The sequence below is a fragment of the Frankia sp. AvcI1 genome, assembly GCF_001420875.1.
GTDB lineage: Bacteria > Actinomycetota > Actinomycetes > Frankiales > Frankiaceae > Frankia > Frankia alni.
The window spans coordinates 38,238-57,848 of the sequence record NZ_LJFZ01000019.1; the positions used below are offsets into that span (position 1 = coordinate 38,238).

General features: G+C 74.1%; 8 protein-coding genes and 19 pseudogenes. 8 read left to right on the top strand and 19 right to left on the bottom strand.

Annotation, left to right across the window (positions count from 1 at the left end; genetic code table 11):
* Window positions 1–487: 487 nt before the first annotated feature.
* The 3 genes and pseudogenes from UK94_RS58255 to UK94_RS19345 all read right to left on the bottom strand — a co-directional run.
* Window positions 488–2,577: pseudogene (locus UK94_RS58255) on the bottom strand (alpha-(1->3)-arabinofuranosyltransferase family protein); the annotation flags it as partial.
* Window position 2,578: 1 nt separating this feature from the next.
* Window positions 2,579–2,857: pseudogene (locus UK94_RS58260) on the bottom strand (alpha-(1->3)-arabinofuranosyltransferase family protein); the annotation flags it as partial.
* A 286-nt stretch (window positions 2,858–3,143) separates the two neighbouring features.
* A complete protein-coding gene (locus UK94_RS19345) occupies window positions 3,144–4,616 on the bottom strand; it encodes a glycosyltransferase family 2 protein (protein WP_235488786.1) in 1,473 nt (490 codons plus the stop codon).
* A 921-nt stretch (window positions 4,617–5,537) separates the two neighbouring features.
* Here UK94_RS19345 and UK94_RS19350 point away from each other — a divergent pair.
* On the top strand, window positions 5,538–5,993 hold the full coding sequence (locus tag UK94_RS19350; RefSeq protein WP_157734342.1) for a hypothetical protein: 456 nt from the start codon (window positions 5,538–5,540) through the stop codon (window positions 5,991–5,993).
* Here the strand turns inward: UK94_RS19350 and UK94_RS19355 are convergent.
* The 7 genes and pseudogenes from UK94_RS19355 to UK94_RS19365 form a co-directional block, all read right to left on the bottom strand.
* Complete coding sequence (locus UK94_RS19355; protein ID WP_041939008.1) at window positions 5,936–6,424, bottom strand: ribose-5-phosphate isomerase; 489 nt, start codon at window positions 6,422–6,424, stop codon at window positions 5,936–5,938. The two genes, UK94_RS19350 and UK94_RS19355, sit on opposite strands and share 58 nt — an antisense overlap.
* Window positions 6,425–6,443: 19 nt before the next feature.
* Window positions 6,444–6,583: pseudogene (locus UK94_RS58265) on the bottom strand (disulfide bond formation protein DsbA); the annotation flags it as partial.
* Between the two features lies 1 nt (window position 6,584).
* Window positions 6,585–6,658: pseudogene (locus UK94_RS58270) on the bottom strand (disulfide bond formation protein DsbA); the annotation flags it as partial.
* A gap of 1 nt (window position 6,659) precedes the next feature.
* Window positions 6,660–6,920 (bottom strand): annotated as a pseudogene (locus tag UK94_RS58275) (disulfide bond formation protein DsbA); the annotation flags it as partial.
* 1 nt (window position 6,921) lies between these two features.
* Window positions 6,922–7,066, bottom strand: a pseudogene (locus UK94_RS58280) (disulfide bond formation protein DsbA); the annotation flags it as partial.
* A 95-nt stretch (window positions 7,067–7,161) separates the two neighbouring features.
* On the bottom strand, window positions 7,162–7,229 hold a 68-nt coding region (locus UK94_RS74385), incomplete at its 5' end, for a hypothetical protein (RefSeq protein ID WP_268761516.1).
* Between the two features lies 1 nt (window position 7,230).
* A pseudogene (locus UK94_RS19365) lies at window positions 7,231–8,388 on the bottom strand (AI-2E family transporter); the annotation flags it as partial.
* A 1,022-nt stretch (window positions 8,389–9,410) separates the two neighbouring features.
* On the opposite strand from UK94_RS19365, the pseudogene UK94_RS58285 reads away from it, so the two are divergent.
* From UK94_RS58285 to UK94_RS58310, 6 pseudogenes are all read left to right on the top strand, one after another.
* A pseudogene (locus UK94_RS58285) lies at window positions 9,411–9,778 on the top strand (aminopeptidase N); the annotation flags it as partial.
* Window position 9,779: 1 nt separating this feature from the next.
* Window positions 9,780–9,906 (top strand): annotated as a pseudogene (locus tag UK94_RS58290) (hypothetical protein); the annotation flags it as partial.
* A 1-nt stretch (window position 9,907) separates the two neighbouring features.
* Window positions 9,908–11,043: pseudogene (gene pepN / locus UK94_RS58295) on the top strand (aminopeptidase N); the annotation flags it as partial.
* 1 nt (window position 11,044) lies between these two features.
* A pseudogene (locus UK94_RS58300) lies at window positions 11,045–11,256 on the top strand (ERAP1-like C-terminal domain-containing protein); the annotation flags it as partial.
* Between the two features lies 1 nt (window position 11,257).
* Window positions 11,258–11,494: pseudogene (locus UK94_RS58305) on the top strand (hypothetical protein); the annotation flags it as partial.
* A 1-nt stretch (window position 11,495) separates the two neighbouring features.
* Window positions 11,496–11,960 (top strand): annotated as a pseudogene (locus UK94_RS58310) (ERAP1-like C-terminal domain-containing protein); the annotation flags it as partial.
* A gap of 177 nt (window positions 11,961–12,137) precedes the next feature.
* Here UK94_RS58310 and UK94_RS74390 read toward each other — a convergent pair.
* From UK94_RS74390 to UK94_RS58330, 4 pseudogenes are all read right to left on the bottom strand, one after another.
* Window positions 12,138–12,402, bottom strand: a pseudogene (locus UK94_RS74390) (MFS transporter); the annotation flags it as partial.
* A gap of 1 nt (window position 12,403) precedes the next feature.
* Window positions 12,404–12,840, bottom strand: a pseudogene (locus UK94_RS58315) (MFS transporter); the annotation flags it as partial.
* A 28-nt stretch (window positions 12,841–12,868) separates the two neighbouring features.
* Window positions 12,869–13,355: pseudogene (locus UK94_RS58325) on the bottom strand (MFS transporter); the annotation flags it as partial.
* Window position 13,356: 1 nt separating this feature from the next.
* A pseudogene (locus tag UK94_RS58330) lies at window positions 13,357–13,547 on the bottom strand (MFS transporter); the annotation flags it as partial.
* A gap of 267 nt (window positions 13,548–13,814) precedes the next feature.
* On the opposite strand from UK94_RS58330, the gene UK94_RS19380 reads away from it, so the two are divergent.
* Window positions 13,815–14,135, top strand: coding sequence for a helix-turn-helix domain-containing protein (locus UK94_RS19380; protein WP_011603033.1), 321 nt, complete (start codon window positions 13,815–13,817; stop codon window positions 14,133–14,135).
* Between the two features lie 451 nt (window positions 14,136–14,586).
* Here UK94_RS19380 and UK94_RS19385 read toward each other — a convergent pair whose 3' ends face one another.
* From UK94_RS19385 to UK94_RS19400, 5 genes and pseudogenes are all read right to left on the bottom strand, one after another.
* On the bottom strand, window positions 14,587–15,018 hold the full coding sequence (locus UK94_RS19385) for a DUF5130 family protein (RefSeq protein WP_011603032.1): 432 nt from the start codon (window positions 15,016–15,018) through the stop codon (window positions 14,587–14,589).
* Window positions 15,019–15,455: 437 nt separating this feature from the next.
* Window positions 15,456–15,692 (bottom strand): hypothetical protein (locus tag UK94_RS58335; RefSeq protein ID WP_235488737.1); only part of this gene is annotated, 237 nt, incomplete at its 5' end.
* A 1-nt stretch (window position 15,693) separates the two neighbouring features.
* A pseudogene (locus tag UK94_RS58340) lies at window positions 15,694–16,137 on the bottom strand (hypothetical protein); the annotation flags it as partial.
* A 1-nt stretch (window position 16,138) separates the two neighbouring features.
* Window positions 16,139–17,885, bottom strand: a pseudogene (malQ, locus tag UK94_RS19395) (4-alpha-glucanotransferase); the annotation flags it as partial.
* A gap of 143 nt (window positions 17,886–18,028) precedes the next feature.
* Window positions 18,029–19,564, bottom strand: coding sequence for a HAMP domain-containing sensor histidine kinase (locus UK94_RS19400; RefSeq protein WP_235488788.1), 1,536 nt, complete (start codon window positions 19,562–19,564; stop codon window positions 18,029–18,031).
* Window positions 19,565–19,611: the final 47 nt, after the last annotated feature.

Sequence of the window (19,611 nt, forward strand, 5' to 3'; positions counted from 1 at the left end):
TCACGGTGAACGTCATCTCACGGGGCACGTCGAAGCGGCGGGACAGCGCCAGCTCCTCCGAACCACCGAACGGCTGCGCCGGGTCGACCCGCTCCCGCGCCAGCGAGAAGGCGACGGTCCCCTGGTCGGCCCCGGCGAACAGCCGGCCGANGTCGTCGGGGAGCTGCGCGTAGTGCTCGAACGTGACCCCGGGGATGGTGATCTCCCGGATGCCGGCGCCGAGGGTGTCGTCGTTCTCCCGGTCGACCCGCTCGAACGTGATCCGGTACCAGCGGCTCTCCCCCGGCGGGACGGCGAGGCGCTGGACGTCCTCCACCGGGGACACCTCGGTCACGACCGCACCGGACTCGCTGGTCACCCGCATCGCCCGCACGGCCGGTCGCCAGGGGCCCTCCGACAGCAGCCGGATGTCGATGTAGGGCACGGCCATCCGGTGACCGACGTCGAGCTGGATCCACTGGCCGGCGGAGGTGGTGCCCTTCTTGCNCATCGCCGTCCAGGCTGTCGCGGTGAACCCGTCGACGGCGGCCGGCGGCGCGAGATCCGGCGCGGCGAGCAGGTCGTAGCCGTAGGAGGAGGCCGTGACCGACATGCCACCGACGAAGCCGGCGACGGTCTGGTGACCGGCCACGTCGTCCTCGGCCCACTGGTTGGGCTCCCCGGTCCTGCCCACGGCGTTGCCGGTCGGCCCGAGCAGGTAGGAGGTGGCGTCGTGGACGATGCCGAACGTGCTGTCCCGGCGGGTCAGGGTGTCCGTGTCGACCCAGGCGGTCGACGGGCCGATCACCTCCCCCGGCGCAACCTTGATCGCGTTCGGGCTCGTCGGCGCCGTCGCCGCGGCCGACGGGCCGGCGAGGTCGGCGGCGAGCACGACGGGCCGGTCCGCGCCGAGCAGGCCCTGCGCGGCGAGCTGCACCGTCGCCTCGGGTCCGCCGGAGACGACGACGGCGCTGTCGGCGGCGTAGGACTGGACAAGCTTCGCGCCCGTCGGCACCGTCCAGATCTCCAGCGCCGGCACCTTCTGCTTCGGGTTGCGCAGCTCCGGCACGAGCCGTTCCTTCGCCGAGGCGCGTGCCGGCACCTGCGGGCCGAAGGAGGCGGCCAGCGTCAGTCCGGAGGAACGCAGCGCCCGGTGCAGCTCGTCGGTGGACGGGGGGATGTCCCAGTCCTTCTGCTCCAGGTCGTTGCGCAGCAGGATCTGCCCGATGCCGGCCCGGGCCAGGGCGTCGGCGAGCCCCGGCGCGGAGCCCGCGGCCAGTTCGCGTTCGATGCCGTCCATCAGCCGGGTCACCCCGGCTCCGCCGAGCGGGATGAGGCTGCGAACCCCCCAGGGTGTCTTCGCCAGCCACTGCAGCGGCTCGTCGAGGGGGCGGCCCCAGTCGTACTCGGCGAACGGCGAACCGGGCAGCACCAGCGCGCGGCCGCCCTGCGGGTTCCCGCCGAGCCAGTCGGCGGCCTGCACCCAGTAGTCGGGCACCTGCGTGAACGGGCGGGGCTGCAACGCGCGGCCGGACAGCGCGGGAGTCATGCCGCAGACGAGCGCGGCCACCGTCACCGCGGCGGCGGCCGTCGTGACGCCGGCCCGTGGGCGCGCCCAGCCCCGCCGGCCGGCGGCGCGGCGCAGCCGCGTGGGCGCGCGGCGGACCCGGACGGGCAGGGCTACCAGCGCGTGCCCGACGCCCAGCGCGATCGGCAGCCGCACCACCGGCTGGAACTTATAGACGTTGCGCAGGAAGCCGAGCTGGTTGCCGAGCAGGTCGCGCGCCACGCCCGACAGCGGGCTGCCCGGGTCGCCCGGGTAGGCGGCGGCGACGGAGACGGTGCCGACGGCGAGCGTCACCAGCAGGAACCGGCGGGCCGGCAGGTCCGGCCGGGACAGGCCCCACAACCCGATCGCGGCGACGGCGGCGGAGCCGACGATCGGCACCGGTCGGGAGACGTACTCGGTCGCCGCGGGCAGCCAGGGACGCGGAAGCTGGAGGTAGGCCATCCAGTCCGTCGCGCCGCGCAGCGTCTCGGCGACCGACGTGGTCGCCGTCGTCGTCTGGACGGTCTCGGTGTACGGCAGGAAGTTCAGCCCGTAGCGGCCCTGCACCATCAGCGCCAGCAGCCACCACATCGTGGCGAGGATGACCGCGACCACCCACCAGGCCCGCAGCGCCCAGGCCCGGCGGGTCCCGCCCGCGAACGCGAGCACCACCGCCGGACAGAGCAGCACGCACAGGGTGACGGTGGCGTTGGTGCCACCGGTCCCCACGACGGCGAGGCCCGACAGCGCCGCGGCGCGCCGCGCGGACAGTCGCCGCGCCGGGTCGGCGGCCGGATCCTGCCCGTCGGGATACCCGTAGCCGTCCGGCGGGCCGGGGGCCGCGGCCGTGCCGGTGTCCGCGCCGAGGGCGCCGTCGGGGCGCAGCGCGAGGATCAGCGGCAGGGTGATCCAGGGCAGCATCGCCGCGCCCGCGAGCGCGACGGAGGTCGCCCCGATCTTGCCGAGGAACATCGGCGACAGCGTGTAGGCGAGCCCCGCCAGCACCCGGGTGGCGGGCACGCCGAGGCGCAGCGCGTCGGCGAGGCGCANGACGCCCCACGACGAGACGGTGAGCAGCAGCGCCATCCACAGCCGCTGCGTCGCCCAGGGCGGCAGGCCGACCAGCTTGCCCAGGCCGAAGAAGGGCCCCATCGGGAACAGGTAGCCGACGTACTGGTTCGGCAGGTACCCGAACTCGGCGAGGGAGTTCCACAGATGGGTGGCCCGGCCCATGAAGCCCCACGGGTCGAGGGGGACGTCCAGCTTGGTGTCCGCGGTCAGCCGGCCGGGCGCCTGGAGCAGGTAGAGCACCGCGAACCCCACCGCCATCCCGAGCAGCGGCCACCGCGAGGTCCGGCGGGCGCGCGGCGACGAGGCGGCGGAGGTGAAGGCGGCGGATGACCGGTACGCGCGCGGGCCGGTCGNCGTCGCGACGGGACCGCGGGCGGGGGAGAGAATCGCTGACTCCAGGGTCGAGAACAGGTATGCCCGACCCTACCCAGGGCACCGGAACCGGGATGTCTCGCCCCTCCCCGGCCGATAACACCCGATGGCATCTCGTCCCGGCGTGGAAGCAACGACGGCGACGACGGTCGGGCGGCCGGTGGGGCGACCGCTACGACGAGCGGGCCGCGCCGTCCCGCTCGGGCGCGGGACGCGCCGACAGCTCGCCGCGGCCCACCGTCGTCGCCAGCACCGCGGCCAGCGCGGCCGTGGCGGCGGTCGTCGGCTCCCCGCCCGGCGTCGGGATGGTCACGACGGGCTCCTCGACGGTCTCCCCGGGGTGCGCGAGGGCGACCCTCGAGCCAGCGAGCCGGCTCACACCCGCGCTCGGGAGGCTCATCGTGGCACTCGGAAGCACCAACGCGGCACCCCCGGCGTCCGACGTGCGGCCCGCGCCGGCGGGCTCGGCGGCCGAGCCGAGCACGACCGGGTCCGCCGGAGAGCGGTCCGCCGGAGAGCGGTCCGCCGCGGAGCGATCGGAGCCCGCAACGCCCGCAGGCGGGTCCCCCCGGCGCGCCGCCGCCGGCTGGACCGTCTCGGGCCTCGGGCGGCGCGGCGGCGACAGCGGGCCACGCGCAACCGCGCCGACAACCGGCCGACCGAGCCCATCGGCACGGTCGGGACGCGCCGCCGGGGCCCCGCGCCGCGCCGCGCCCCCGCGCGCCGGCGCAGCGGACGAGTCGGACGGGACCGCCGGGCCACGCGACACGGCTGGGTCACGGGAGACGGGCGGGACAGCGGAGGCAGGCTGAGCGGCCGTAGCGGGCTGGGCAGGCGAGTGGCTCTGGCCGGCCGCACCGAGCTGGACGGCCGACTCGGGCCGGACCGGCTGGACGGTCGGGACGGGCTGGACGGTCGACACAGGGTTGGCGGGCACCACGAGGCCGGGCGCGGCGCGGCCCAGGTAGCGGCGGGCCCGCACCACGTCGACGATCATCGCCGGCGTGTGCCGGGTCACCCGGAACGTGCCGCCGGGGATCTCCGCCCAGTGGATCGGGACCTCGGCGATGCGGTAGCCGATCGAGCGGGCGATCGAGAGCACCTCGACGTCGAAGCCGAATCCCGTCGAGCGGGCGAGGCTGAACAGCAGCTTCGCCTCCTGCCCCCGGAACGCCTTGAATCCGCACTGGGTATCGGCGACATCCAGGCTCGCCAGCGACCGGGTGATCTGGTTGAAGGCCCAGCTACCGACCCGGCGACCGCTGCTACGCACCGCGCCGGCGCCGATGCGGCGCGAGCCGAGCGCCACCTCGGCATGTTCCAGAGCGGCCAGCAACAACGGCAGGTCGTTGACGTCCGAGGCGCCGTCGGCGTCCATGAAGACGATCGAGGCACCGTGCGCAACCGACACACCGGCGCGCACCGCCGCACCCTTGCCCGAGTTCCACGGCAGCCGTAGCACCCGGCCACCCGGCACCTCGGCGAGATACCCCTCCGCGACGGCGGCGGTGCCGTCGGTACTCCCATCGTCAACCAAGATCACTTCGGCGTCGGGAATCTTGCGCATCACCGACACCAGCTCGGCCAGCAAACCGGGCAGGCGCATCGCCTCGTTGTAGGCCGGGATGATGACGCTGACGGGCACGCTGTCCAAGACTCAACTCCTAGGCTGCGACGGCGGACCGGTGACAGACGCCGACGAGGGCGCAGCGATTGGTGACGGCTGGACGAGATCANCATGCAGTTTCAGACGATTCACCAAGAGTGTCAATGTATGAGCACCAAAGTCCACCATCCCGACCTTCGTCCCCTTCGCTCCGCGACAGGCACTTATCGGCCATACATTGCTTATCGGGCGTCCCAGCGGCGCCCAGCATACGGACACCGAAGAATCCGCGACAGGCACTTATCGGCCATACATTGCTTATCGGGCGTCCCAGCGGCGCCCAGCATACGGACACCGAAGAACAGATCGGACAGCGGGTGGACGGCGCCAGGGCGGGCGGACGAGAATGATCAATCACGGAAAGCGACGAACTCCCGACGGTCAGATATCCGCCCGGTCTCCCCACCAACAAGGAATGACCACCTGGAGCACTATGCAGGCATTCCTCGCGCCGATTCACCACGGCCACGGGGCTGGTGGAATCCGCCGCTCCCACGGCCTCCCACCGCGGCAGGGGCGTCCCGACTGCCGGCAGACCGACGCCGCCAGGGCCGACGCCCGCCGTGGACGACCACGTCACCCACGCCGCTCGAGCCCGATCACAGCGGCCGCACCGAGCTCGACGCGGTCTCCCGCCCCGGCGTCCGGGCGCCCGCGAGCGAGGGCGGGACCTCCGACGAGGCACGAGAACGGCAGCTGGCATCGCACTGCGTCATCAGCGTCATCAGCGTCATCAGCGTCATCAGCGCGGGGCGCCATATCGGACCCCGATTCCGCTCATGTGACCGGCGTATCACACGGCCGCGGGCTACGATCACGTCGCCGGCGGCCGGCGCGAGACTCGTCGAGGTGGCCGCGCCCGCCCGGTGGCGCCGCGGGGCGGCAGCCGAAGGAGGGTCCATGCCGCAGTCGGAACGCGCCGGCCGCCCGCGCGTGCGCTCGCCCCAGGTCGGCGATTCCGACGCGCAGCTACGCGGCCTGGTCGGCGCCGGACGCTCGCGGCTGCCCCCGGCGACGGCGATGCGGGCGCGCGACGCCGCCCAGCCCAGCGAGGACGACCTCGCCGACGCGGAGCGGGTGGTCGTGCTGCGCCGTGGCCAGCGCACCACCCCGGTAGCCGCCGGGCAGGCGACGGCCGCCGGGCCAGCCGCGGCGGACGGGCAGGCTGCGGCGGACGGACGGGGCGAAGGCCGCCGACCGCGGCCACCGCGGCGACCCGATGGGCGGTCCGCCGGACCTCGCCGACCCGCGCCCGCGCCCCGCCCGCCGGCCCCCGCCCCGCCGGGTCGGCCGGCCGGTCAGGACGCCGAGGAGGCGGTGCCGGACGCCGAGGGGACCTCGCCCGTGCGCTCGTAGGCGGAGAGCATCCGCAGCCGGCGCACGTGCCGCTGCTCGCCGCTGAACGGCGTCGTGAGGAAGACCTCCGCGAACGCCAGCGCCTCGGAGACGGTGTGCATGCGGGCACCGAGGCTGAGCACGTTGGCGTCGTTGTGCTGACGGGCCAGCGTCGCGGTCTGCTCACTCCAGACCAGCGCCGCGCGCACCCCCACGACCTTGTTCGCCGCGATCGCCTCGCCGTTGCCGGAACCGCCGATGACGATGCCGAGGCTGTCCGGCTCGGCCGCGGTGGCCCGCGCCGCCGCCAGGACGAACGGCGGGTAGTCATCGTCGGGGTCGTACTCGACGGGACCATGGTCGACAGGCGCATGGCCCAGCTCCACCAGGCGCTCGGCGAGCGCCGCCTTCAGGTGGAATCCTGCATGGTCGGAACCTAGATGGACGCGCATGATGCGTCATCATGCCTGATCACGTGAAGATCGGTGCCACGTCCCGGGAGCGCTTGAGCTCGAAGAAGCCGGGCGTGCCTGCGACCAGCAGCACTCCGTCCCACAGCCGGCCGGCGTCTGCGCCCTTGGGTGCCGGGGTGATGACCGGCCCGAAGAACGNGTTCTCGCCGACCGCGACGACCGGGGTGCCGACGTCCATGCCGACGCGGCCGATGCCGTCGGCGTGGCTGGCCCNCACCTTCGCGTCCCACTCGGTCGAGCTCGCCGCGGCGGCGAGCGCGGGATCCGCGCCCGCCTCCGTCAGGGCGGCGACGAAGGTCGCCTCGTCGAACTCGGCCTTCTCCACGTGCCGGCGGCGGCCGAGCGCGGTGTACAGCGCGGCGAGGACGCCCTCACCGTGCCGCTCGGCGGCGGCGATGCAGATCCGCACCGGGCCCCACCCCTTCGCCAGCAACTCCCGGTACTGCTCGGGCAGGTCGTCGCGCCCCTCGTTGAGNACGGAGAGGCTCATCACGTGCCAGCGGACCCGGACCGGGCGGACCTTCTCCACCTCCAGCAGCCAGCGCGACGTCAACCACGCCCACGGGCACAGCGGGTCGAACCAGAGGTCGGCGACAACCGTGCCGGGATCGTCCTCGGCTGNCGCCGCTCCCGGTGCGGGCGCCGGGGTGGACAGGGTCTCGGTGGTCATGGAAGGCCTCCTCGATCGACGACTGCGCTCGCCGGGGTAGAACCGGTCAGGGCGGTGGACGCTTCCCGGTCGCCGCGAGATATCCGGCCACCCGGTTCACCACGGCGACGAACGNCACGGCGGCGATCGCCCCGGGGATGCCCGCCAGCACGCCGCCGGCGGACAGCGCGATCACGATCGCGAGCGGATGCAGCCGCACGGCCCGGCGCATGACCAGCGGCTGCAGCAGGTGCCCCTCGATCTGCTGCACGGCCAGCACGACGGCCAGAATGATCAAGGCGTCGGTCACCCCGCCCGAGACGAGCGTGACCAGGACCGCCGCCACGCCGGCCACCGTCGCCCCGATGATCGGCACGAAACCGCCGAAGAAGGTCAGCAGCGCCAGCGGCGCGACGAGCGGCACGCCGACACCGACCAGCCCCATCGCGATGCCGAAGGCGTCGACGGCGGCGACGAAGACGGTCCCGCGGATGTAGCCGGTGATCGTGAGCCAGGCCTCCCGGCCGGCACCGCGCACCCGGTCCTCCGCCCCCGCGGGGAAGCGGGTGACTATCCAGTCCCAGATCCGATCGCCGTCGTAGAGGAAGAAGAACGTCGAGAACAGCGCGACGAGCAGACCGGTGATCACCTCGGCCGCGACCGACGCGCCGGAGATCACCCCGGAGACCAGCCGTCCCCGGTTGTTCGCCAGGTTGCGACGGATGTCGTCGACGAGATCGTCGATCTGGCTCTGGGACAGGTGGAACGGCCCGTTGGTCAGGTAGCCGCGGATCTGCTCGACGCCCTCGCTGACCTGGTCGCTGACCGTCGGGATCTCGTTGGCGGCGTTGAACCCGACGGCGACGGCGGCCCCCGCGAGCACGGCGAAGAAGACGAACAGCGCGGCGAACGCCGCACCGAGCCGCGGCAGGCCGAGCCGCTGGAACCGATGTGCCAGCGGGTGGATGAGCGCCGCGATGAGCAGCCCGGCGATGATCGGGATGACCACGACCCGGACCCGGCCGATCGCCATCAGCAGGATGTAGACGGCCGCGCCGATGATGATCAGGCGCCACGACCAGCCGGCCGACACCCGCAGCGAGACCGGGATGTGCTCCTCGGCGCGAGCGGCGGTCGACGGTGACGAGTCGGAGCCGATGGCGGCGGCGCCCTGTGCGGAGCTGATGGCGGCCGACGACCCGGTCTCGCCCGACTCGTCCAGCCGGGCCGCCCGAGCGGCCCGCAGCATCCGCAGCCGGCGCGGGACGATCCCCTGCCGCAGGCCGCTGCCCACCCCGGCCACGGTGGCCCCGGACCCGGGATCGCCCGCGGCCTCGGTCGCCAGATGCGTCCCAGAGCTCGCCGAATGCGCCCCAGAGCTCATCGAATGCGCCCCGGAGCTCGTGTGCGCCGTGGAACGCGCGGGATCCTCCGCCGCCGCACCGCCGGCAGCCGCACCGCCAGCAGCAGTACCGCCAGCAGCAGTACCGCCGCCGACAGCAGTACCACCNCCGGGGGCCGACTCGGGCCCGCCACCGGTGCCCGGACCGCCGCCCGCTGCGGCACCTGCATTCCCACGCGAGTCCGGTGGCGCGCCGCCGGTGCCCGGGTCCGGTCGGCCGGCCGGCGCTCCCCCGGCACCCGTCCCGGACCCGTCCGAACGCCGACGCACGGGCACGCGGCCCAGCCCGGCCACCCGCCTCACCCGCGCCCCCTCCGGCTCCCGTACCCACAGCGCCCCGCGCGTGCGGGACATGTCGCCATGGTGCCGCACCGGGCCCGGGGACGGAGGACCTACCCCGCGTGAATCNCCACAATCCGGAGCTTGCCCCGGCGCACCGCCGCCCGGCGTGGCCCCGGCGGACCACCTCCACCGGCGGCATCCGGACCGGCCCGGCACGTGAGCGACCCCGTCCGTCACCCCGCCGACCCCGCCCGTCACGTGGCCGGCCCCGCCCGTCACACGGGAGACCCTGCCCGTCGCGTGGGAGACTGGGCCGACGGCAACGACCGTGCCGCGGCCACCTGGGCCGACCGACGCCGGCGAGTCCGTGTGGCGGCGGGTCCGCGCGGCGGCGGGTCCGTGCGGCGGCAGGTGTTCCACGTGGCGGCAAAACTCCACGTGGCGGCGCGCCGTGGGGGAACACGCGGGTCCAGGGCGCGGGAGTGCGGGTCCGGGGCCACGGGCCGCCGCGGCGGGTCGCCCCGGCCGGCGCGGTTGCGTGCCCGACAACACGCCGAACGCGCCCGTTCGCGGGTACGTTTCGCGGGAATGCAGTGCCAGCCGAGAAGTCCGTGCCTGCCGAGAGGAACCGGGTGCCCAACAATCTCACCCGCGACGAGGCGCGCGAGCGCGCCCGCCTGCTCAACGTGGCGTCCTACGACGTCGAACTCGACCTGACGACCGGCCCCGGGACCTTCCGCACGTCGACCGCGGTCACCTTCACCGCCCGCGAGCCGGGGGCGTCGACGTTCGTCGAGCTCGCCGCCGCCAAGGTCGACGAGGTCGTGCTCAACGGCAGGTCGCTGGACCCCGCCGCCGTGTTCGACGGCGAGCGCATCCGGCTCGACGACCTCGCCGAGTCCAACCGGCTCACCGTGGTGGGCGACGGCGTGTACTCGCGCACCGGGGAGGGGCTGCACCGCTTCGTCGACCCGGTCGACGAGGCCGTCTACCTGTACACNCAGTTCGAGACGTACGACGCGCACCGGATGTACGCCTGCTTCGACCAGCCCGACCTGAAGGCGACGTTCACGCTGACGGTGACGGTGCCGGCCGAGTGGTCGGCCATCTCCAACAGCGCGGTCGCGGNGGTCGCGGAGGCCGCGATCGGCGTGCGCACCATCCGGTTCCTCCCGACGCCGGTGATCTCGACGTACATCACCGCGCTCGTCGCCGGTCCCTACCACGAGGTCCGCGACCGCCACGACGGCATCGACCTCGGGTTGTACTGCCGGCGCTCGCTGGCCGAGTTCCTCGACCCGGCGGAGATCTTCGAGATCACCAAGGCCGGCTTCGACTTCTACCACCGCGTGTTCGACTACCGGTACCCGTTCGGCAAGTACGACCAGCTCTTCGTGCCGGAGTTCAACGCCGGTGCGATGGAGAACGCCGGCTGCGTGACGTTCCTGGAGGAGTACGTCTTCCGGGCCAAGGTCACCGAGGCCCGCCGCGAGCGCCGCGCGGAGACGATTCTGCACGAGATGGCGCACATGTGGTTCGGCGACCTGGTCACCATGCGCTGGTGGGACGACCTGTGGCTCAACGAGTCGTTCGCCACCTACATGTCGGTGCTGGCGCAGGTGAGCTCCACGCGGTTCACCAACGGCTGGACGACCTTCGCCAATGCGGAGAAGGGCTGGGCCTACCGGCAGGACCAGCTCTCCTCCACCCACCCGATCGTCGCCGACGCCCCCGACATGGACGCGGTGCGCACGAACTTCGACGGCATCACGTACGCCAAGGGCGCCTCGGTGCTCAAGCAGCTCGTCGCCTGGGTCGGGCAGGAGGAGTTCCTGTCCGGGCTGCGGACGTACTTCCGCCGCTACGAGTACGCGAACACCTCCCTGCGCGACCTGCTCGACGAGCTGGAGAACGCCAGCGGCCGGGAGCTGACGAGCTGGTCCGCCGAGTGGCTGGAGACGACGGGCGTCAACACGCTGCGCCCGCGCTTCTTCACCGACTCCTCGGGCCTGTTCACCTCGTTCGACGTGGTGCAGGAGCCCCCGAGCGCCCCGCCGACCGCGTCGAAGGCGCTGCGTCCCCACCGGCTCGCGATCGGCCTGTACGACCGCGACACCTTCGGTGCGCTCGTCCGCCGCGAACGGGTCGAGCTGGACGTGACCGGCGAGCTGACCGAGGTGCCCAAGCTCGTCGGTGCCCGCCAGCCGGATCTCATCCTGCTCAACGACGACGACCTCACCTACGCCAAGGTCCGGCTCGACGAGCNCTCGCTGGCCACCCTCGTCGAGTCGATCGGCGCGATCTCCCAGTCGCTGCCGCGGACGCTGTGCTGGGCGGCGGCGTGGGACATGACGCGCGACGCGGAGCTCGCCGCGCGCGACTACGTCCGGCTCGTGCTGTCCGGGGTGACCGCCGAGGACGACATCGGCGTGGTGCAGTCGCTGCTTGCCAAGGCCGACCTCACCATCGACGCCTACGNCGAGCCGGCGAACCGGACGCCGGCCCTGCGGGCGCTGACCGAGCGGGCCGAGGAGCTGGCCCGGTCCGCGCCGCCCGGCAGCGACGTGCAGCTCGTCTACACGACCACGTTCGCCCGCGCCGAGGACGCCGACCAGGTGGCCCGGGTGCGGGCACTGTTCGAGGGCACCGACGTCATCGAGGGTCTCGTCCTGGACACCGAGCTGCGCTGGACGCTGCTGACCCAGCTCGTGGCCCGNGGCGTCTACGGCGACGCCGAGATCGACGCCGAGCTCGCCCGCGACCGCACCGCCACCGGCGAGAAGCGCGCGGCCACCGCGCGGGCCGCCCGCCCGAGCGCCGAGGCGAAGGCCGCCGCGTGGTCCGCGGTGATGGACTCTGACGAGCTGTCCAACCACCTGGCCGTCGCGACGATGAGCGGCTTCTGGATCTCCGACCAGCTCGAGGTGACCCGGCCGTACGTCGACCGCTACTTCGACGAGATCGGCGGGATCTGGGAGACCCGCAGCTTCGACACGGCCTCGACCATCACCCAGATGCTCTTCCCGTCCTCCGTCATCGAGCCGGAGACGGTGGCCAGGGTCGACGCGTACCTCGCCGACCGCAACCCGACACCGCCGCTGCGCCGCGCCCTGCTCGAGGGCCGCGACGGCCTCGTCCGGGCGCTGGCCGCCCGCGCCAAGGACGCCGCCGCCGGGGCGTAGGCGACCGCGACTCGGCCCACGTCGGCCGAGACGCCGTAGCAGGCGTCTCGGCCGACGTCGAGCGGGCCGGAACCGATCGTGCGTGCCCGCCGTGCGGGCGTGCGGAAGCCGGGCGGCCGAGGAGGGCGATCCGCAGGGTCGGGGGGTCCGCCCCGCCGGCGTGTCCCACCGCTGGGGTCACCTCGCCTCCGTGACCGGGACCGGCTCGTCGAGGTCGAGCGCCGGCACGGTCGCCGCCGCCGGTGTCCGCGGCAGAGCGAACGCGACCAGGAGCAGGCCGATGACCATACCGGCGGCCGTGAGCAGGACCGCGGTGAACGCACCGTCGGCGAGATCGGCGCGCAGGCGATCTCCCTGCTGGTCGGCTATGTCCGCGGTGGCGACGGCGACGAGGACGGCGAGCCCGACGGCGTTGCCGATGTTCAGGGTGGTGGAGGCCATGNCGGAGGCGACGCCCTGTTCCCGCGCTGCCACTCCCGAGGCGGCCGCGATCCACATCGCCGTCCAGACCACGCCTTGGGCGATGCCGGAAAGGATCAGCCCGGGCAGCAGGACGGAGAACGACCGCGCGCTGTCGAAGCCCAGCGCGAGCACGGCGGTTCCCACCGCGCCGAAGGCGAACCCGGCCAGCAGGGTGAGGCGGGCGCCGACGGCGTTCGTCATCCGTTCGCCCACCTGGGTGCCCGTGGCGATCGCGACGGACGGGATGAGGAAGGCCAGGCCGGTGCGCAGCGCGTTGTAGCCGTGCACCTCCTGCAGCAGCAGCGTCAGGAAGTAGGGCAACGTACCGAACGTGGCCATGTAGATGAAGGTCACCGTGATGGCGACCGTCAGCGGGCGGTTACGCAGCAACCGGAGCGCCAGCAGGGGATCCGCAGTGNGGGCCTCCAGCACGACGAATGCGGGCNGCAGGATCGCGGCGGCGACGACGCCGGCGACGACGCCACCCGAGGTCCAGCCCGACTCCGGGCCCTGGACGAGTACGAAGACCAGCATCGTCGCGCCCGCCGTCACCGTCAGAGCCCCGGGCAGGTCGAAGCGCCGGGCGGCGTGACGCGGCGCGTCGGCGGGGATGACGGCGAGGGCCGCCAGGGCGACGAGGACCGCAAGCGGCACGTTGACGAAGAAGACGGCGGACCACCCGAACGCCTGGGTGAGGACGCCGCCGAGCACCGCGCCGACCGTCAGGCCACTGGCTCCGGCGCCGCCCCAGACCGCGAGCGCCCGGTTTCGCCGCGGACCCTCCTCGAACAGGGTGTTGATGAGGGACAGCGTCGACGGAAGCAGCAACGCGGCGCCGATTCCCTGCACCGCGCGGGCGACGACGAGCACCGCCGGCGCGCCCGCCAGGCCGCCGACGAAGGAGGAGACGGCGTAGATGGCCAGGGCCAGCACNAACATGCGACGCCGGCCCAGCAGGTCGGCCGCCCGACCCCCCAGCAGCAGGAACCCCCCGGCGAACACGGCGTAGGCGCTGACCACCCACTGCTCCGTCTGCCCCGAGAAGTGCAGGGTCTCCTTGATGTCGGGCAGGGCCACGAAGACGATGTTCAGGTCCAGCGAGAAGATCAGTTGCGCGAGGGCCAACAGCGCGAGNCTCAGTCCGAGATGGCGATGACCGGTCGTGGGCGAGCCGGCCGGCGCGGTCGAGGGCGTGGACATGTCGCGGGCACCCCTGTTCGACGAGATCCGTTGTCAGTACGACTGTACGAGTTCAAACGTACAATTGACTCGACCGTGACGCAGGTCGATGTCGACGCAGTGTCCTCGGACGGCGGTCTATCCGCGCCGCGACCGCTTCCCTGCAGTCCTGCCGTTCGCGTACCGTCGTATCGTTCGACTACGCTGGCCGTCATGCTGAGCCAGCACCCGCTCCGTGAGCAGATCCGGCTGGAGAGCGTCCTGACGGCGCTGGGCAACTCGATCAGGCTGGAGATCGTCCGCATCCTCGACGAGGAGGGCGAGCGTTCCTGCGGCACCGTCGGGGCGAGCCTGCGCACCGAGATCTCCAAGTCCACCCTGACCCATCACTGGCGGGTGCTCCGCGACAGCGGCGTGATCTGGCAGCGCCCCGCCGGCCGGGAGAACCTGCTCTCTCTGCGTCGGGAAGATCTCGCCGTCAGGTTTCCAGGTCTGCTCGAGGCCGTGTTGCGCTCCGACGGCGCCGGCCAGTAGGACCACGGCGCCCGGTAGGACCGGCACCCCGCGTCCGTCCAGCCGGAACTCAACGCCGGCGGACTTGTCCGCATCCCGGGTCGCGCACCGTCGAAGCAGGCCGGCATGCCGGTCTGCCAGCACCTGGCTGGCCCACTGGGTCGCGGTGGCGAAGGCGACGTGGCACTGTGCGGTCCTGGTCAGGCAGACCAGCGCCAGTGGCGGATCGGCGGACAGCGAGCAGAAGGAACTGGCGGTGAAGCCCCAGGGAGTACACCGCCGGCGTCGACGATGGTCACTCCGGAGGGCACAGCAATCCAGCGGGTCCGAGAAACCCGCGGTGGTGCACCGGCCCGGGACGACCGCGAGGCCGACGCGGCGATCGCGGCGCGTGGCAGGCGGGACGGTCGTCGCGCGTGTCAGGTGCGGACGAGCGAGTCGCCGGGCGGTGGGCCCGGCGCGACTCGCCGCGTCAGTGGGCCGCCGGGCTGCCGGCGGCGGGGGACGAGATGGGGGCTGCGTGGGCGGGGGCGGCCGGGCCGGCCGCCTCGCCGAGCTGGCGGATGCCGGTCGTGAGGCCGCCTACCAGGTCTCCCAGGGAGAAGCTGGACGTCATCGTGAGCGCGGCGAGCCCGGAGGCGGAGTCGCTGATGCGCTTGCGGGCGGCCGGCGTGGTGGCGACCCGCACGAAGCACTGCCCCGGCGAGACGAGGATGAGCACGGCGGGATCCCGGGCCGGGTCCTCGACGAGGGTCGACAGGATCCGCTCCGCGGCGAGCCGCACGTCGCCGCGCACCGACCCGAGCCGGACGCCGAAGCGGACGCCGCTGTGCTTCTGGGCGAGTTCCAGCGCCCGGTTCAGCCGCTCGAGCTGCTCCGAGGTGAACGCCTCACCAGTTGCCACTGGCACCACCCGCGCCGGGGACGGCCCTGGGGGTCCGCTCGCCCTCGATCTCCTCCGGCTTGGTGCCGATCCAGACCTCGTCGTGCTCCCAGGNCTGACCCGGCCGGTAGCGCGTCGGCCCGCTCTTGCGGCTGGACCAGGCGGCGAGCAGGATCGCGACCAGGAACCCGCCGACGATCGCGCCACCGTAGATCCCCCAGGTCTGCAGGGCGGTGAGCGGGTCGGGGTTGTACTTGGTCCCGATCTCCCCCGCGGAGGCGGTGGCCGCGAAGACCGGCAGCGCGAACAGCGACAGGCCGCCGATGGTCAACACCCGGCGCAGGGCGGTGCCGCGACGCGACGCCGGGCGGCCGCCCGACCCTCGCGGCGAATGGAACATACCGGCGAGGGGCAGCCAGCGGGACCAGCGCGGTTGACGTGGAGTCACGCAGCGAAGGTTACCGGGAAGTGGGTCGAGGGTCCTCTTTCAGGGGTGCCGACGGTCCCCGCCCGGGGGTGAGAAAGGCCCCACCGGTACCGGATGCGCCGCGGACCTCGGCCAGCAACGCGCCGAGTCGCGCCACCGCGGGGTCGGTGCGCAGGCGTTCCACCGTGACCTCCTCGCCGTCGGCGTCGCGCACGGGCAGCCGCCAGTTGGGGTAGGCGTCGACCGTCCCGGGCAGGTTGGGCTGGTGNAGGTCGCCGAGGGCGTCGCCGGGGGCGGCCAGCACGATGCGGCACGGTGAGCGCACCAGCAGCCGGTGCAGGGCGAAGGCGAGTTCGGTACGGGCCGCTGTCGTGAACTGCGCCCCGCCCCCGGTCACCTCGGCCGGCCCCGTCACCTTGGCCGGCCCCGTCACCTCGGCCAGCCCCGTCACCTCGGCCAGCCCCGTCACCTCGGCCAGCCCCGTCACCTCGGCCAGCCCCGTCATCTCGGCCAGCCCCGTCATCTCGGCCAGCCCCGTCAGCCCCTCGGCCTGCAGCAGGTCGAGCAACGCGTCCCGCTCGGCGCGCCAGCCGGCGGTCTCCGCCTGCTCGGACCGTCCGAGCAGGCCCAGCCCGGCCCGCAGCCGCACGTGCTCACCTTCGAGATAGCCCGCCGCGGTGGGCAGGTCGTGCGTGGTGACGCTGGCCATCGTCNCCGCCCGGTACCGCGCCGGCGGCAGCGGGCGGCCGGCGTCGTCCTGCTCGAACCACAGCACCGTGGACCCGAGCACCCCCGTACGCGCCAGCGTGGTCGCCACGGACGGTTCGACGGTGCCCAGATCCTCGCCCACGACGACGGCACCGGTCCGCGCGGCCTCCAGGGCAACCAGCCCGAGCATCGCCTCGGCGTCGTACCGGACGTAGGTGCCGTTCGCCGCTCCGGCCCCCGACGGGATCCACCACAGCCGGAACAGGCCGAGGATGTGGTCCACCCGCAGCCCCCCGCCGCGGCGCAGCACCGCCGCCACCATCTGCCGGAACGGTGCGTACCCGGTGTCGGCCAGCGCCTGCGGTCGCCAGGGCGGCAGTCCCCAGTCCTGGCCCTGCTGGTTGAACGTGTCGGGTGGGGCCCCCACCGTGGCGTCGACGGCGAGGACGTCCTGCAGGGCCCAGGCGTCCGCCCCGCCCGGATCGACCCCGACCGCGAGATCGTGCACGATCCCCGCGGCCATCCCGGCGCCGCGGGCGGCGGCCTGCGCCGCGGCGAGCTGGTCGTCGCAGCGCCGCTGCAGCCAGGCGTGGAAGGCGATGCGGTCGGCCAGCTCGACGCGGGCGGCGGCGACGGCGGGTGTGCCGGGATGCGCGAGCTGCGCGGGCCACGCCCGCCAGTCCGGCCCGTGCCGCTCGGCCAGCGCGCACCAGGTCGCGAAGTCGGCCAGCCCCGCAACGGCAGCATCCGTGTCGGCGGCCTGCGGGTCGACGGCCTGCGGGTCGACGGCCTGCGGGTCGACGGCGTCGGGGTCGGCGGCGCCGCGCGCGGCCCGGAACAGCAGCTCCAGCGCGGTGGACTTCGCCCGCCAGACGGCGTCGCGGTCGAGCAGGCCGTCCGGACGACCGTCCCGGCGGGCCGCACGGGCGAGCTCGTCGACGGCGGCCCGGGTCTGCTCGTCGACCCGCGCGTACTCGGGCGTCGCCTCGGGTCGCAGGTAGAGCGGCGCGGCGAAGCGGCGACTGACCGGTGAGTAGGGCGACGCGGCGACCGGCAGGGTCGGGGCGGCGGCATGCAGGGGATTGACGAGCAGCACGTCCGCACCCGCCCGGCCGGACCAGTCGGCGAGGTCGGCGAGGTCGGCGTAGTCACCCATGCCCCAGGAGGACGCCGACCGCAGCGCGTAGAGCTGGATCATCCAGCCCCAGGCCCGCGCCGGCTCGGCGAGCGCCGAGGGCCCGGGCACCGCGTCCGGCACGGCGACGAGCGCACAGCGCAGACGCCGCGCCCCCACCGCGACGTGCAGCACGTGGTCGCCCAGCGGCAGCCCGGCGGGCAGGGCGAGCGGCCGGGCCTCCCACGACTCGCCGTCGAGGCTGCGGCGTTCGGTGGGCTCGCCCGGCGGGTCGAGGGGGATCCGCCGGCCGGTGTCGAGTTCCAGTTCGGCCCGTGCCACGGCGCCCGCGGGCAGGTGCACGACGACCGGGCGCGGCGCAGCGGCCGACACCACGGCGCAGGCTGGCAGCCGGCGCCGCCAGGGCGCCTCCCGGGCCTCGGCGAGGGCCGCCGCCGGGTCGCTCGGGTCGATCCCCAGCAGACGCAGGACCGCCCGTACGGTCTGCGGCGCGACCCGCACGAGCGCCCCCTCGGCGTCGCGGTACGAGGTCGCGACTCCGGCCACCTCGGCAAGCTCGGCGAGCTCCCGGACGGCCGGTGCCGTCCACTCCTCGGCCGGGTCCGCGGGCTGCGCCACCGCCGCATCGACACCCAGGGCCGCCGGGGCCGGTGCCACCGGACCGNCCGCCGCCGGCCCAGGTGCTCCCGGCCCAGGTGCCGCACGTGACCGCACGGGCACGGAATGGTCGGGCGGCACGGACCGGGCGGAATCGTCTGGGCTCACGGACCAGGATTCTCCGCCGCGGGACCCGGCCGGGACGCACCGTCCGCCGGCGTCGGGGCCGGCGAGCCTGTGGTAGGAGCGGCGCCGGTGCGGCTCCAGGGTGAGGAGACCGGGTCGGGAGACGGCGGCGGCCGCCACGCCAGATCGGCATCCGTGGCCGAGAGGCCGCCCGCGAGGGTCAGCGCGTCTCGGGGGTCCGAGGGGTCGGGGATCGCCGGCGGCAGCCGCATCCGTAGCAGGGCCCCGCCGCTCGGCGAGCCCTCCGCGACCACGGTGCCGCCGTGGGTCTGCACGGCGTCGGCGACGATCGCGAGGCCGAGCCCGGATCCCGGCAGCCCACGCGCCGAGGTGGCCCGGTAGAACCGATCGAAGACCTGAGCCCGCTCCTGCGGGGCGATGCCCGGGCCGTCGTCGGCGACGGTGACCTCGCCGTCGCGGGTGCGCACCCGCACGACCGACGCCGGCGGCGAGAACTTCACCGCGTTGTCGAGCAGGTTGGTGACGGCTCGTTCGAGCATGTTCGCCCGGCCGTCGACCGGGGAGCTCGCGGCGTCGACCTCGATGCGGATGCCCTTGCCGGTGGCGCGTCGACGCACGCGTTCCGCGGCGGCGGCGACGATCTCGGCCAGGTCGAGCCGCTCCACATCCTCGGTGGGCACCTCGTCCCGGGCGAGCTCGACGAGCTCGCTGACCAGCCCGGACAGCTCGCGCATCTGGGCGTCCACATCGCGCAGCAGGGCCGCGCGGTCGGCCGCGGGCAGCGCACGGTGCGGGTTCGCCTCGGCGCGCAGCAACAGCTCGATGTTGGTCCGCAGGCTGGTCAGGGGGGTGCGCAGCTCGTGGCTGGCGTCGTCGACGAGCTGGCGCTGGCGGGCCCTGGAGGCCTCCAGGGCCCGCAGCATGCTGTTGAGACTCTCCGCGAGCCGGGTGATCTCGTCGGCCCCGGTGACGGGGATCAGCGCCGAGAGGTCCTGGGTGCGGGCCACCTCCTCGGCGGCCGCGGCGGCGGCGTCGACGGGTTTCAGGGCCGCCCGGGCCACGATCCGCCCGGCCAGCGCCGAGCCGACGACCCCGACGACCCCGACGACGAGCAGCACCAGCCCGAGATCGCGCAGCGTCCGGTCGACATCGGTGGTCGGACGGGCGAGTTGGAGTGCCCCGCCGGACGCCGGGCGCTGCAGCGGGACCGTGACCAGCCGGTAGGACTGGCCGTCGACGGTGATCGTGCGCAGGTTCTGGGTCCGTTCCCGGCGGGCGACCTCGGCGTCGGCGGCGTCGACCGGGATCCGCACGCTGTTCCAGGACGACACGGCGTTCTGCAGCGGGTTGCCGCCGGCGTCGAGGAACTGGCCCTCCAGGCCGAAGCTGAAGGCCTGCAGGCCGAGTCCCAGGCCCAGCGAGTTGGTCTGGATGGTGTCCGCGGACGCCTCCGCCTGCTCGATGAGCTGGTCGTCGATGGCCTGGTTGAGCACGATGCTGGTGGCGCCGAGGGAGACCCCGGCGACCACCGCGACGGCGGCGGCCACCGCCATGCCCACGAGCAGTGCGAGCCGCGCCCGCAGGGTGAGCCGGCCCAACG

Bases quoted from the DNA above. Each gene is read 5' to 3' on its own strand.
- UK94_RS19380 (WP_011603033.1), top strand. From the start codon at position 13,815: ATGCTGAGCCAGCACCCGCTCCGTGAGCAGATCCGGCTGGAGAGCGTC.
- UK94_RS19400 (WP_235488788.1), bottom strand. From the start codon at position 19,564: ATGGCGGTGGCCGCCGCCGTCGCGGTGGTCGCCGGGGTCTCCCTCGGC.
- UK94_RS19350 (WP_157734342.1), top strand. From the start codon at position 5,538: ATGCCGCAGTCGGAACGCGCCGGCCGCCCGCGCGTGCGCTCGCCCCAG.
- UK94_RS19355 (WP_041939008.1), bottom strand. From the start codon at position 6,424: ATGCGCGTCCATCTAGGTTCCGACCATGCAGGATTCCACCTGAAGGCG.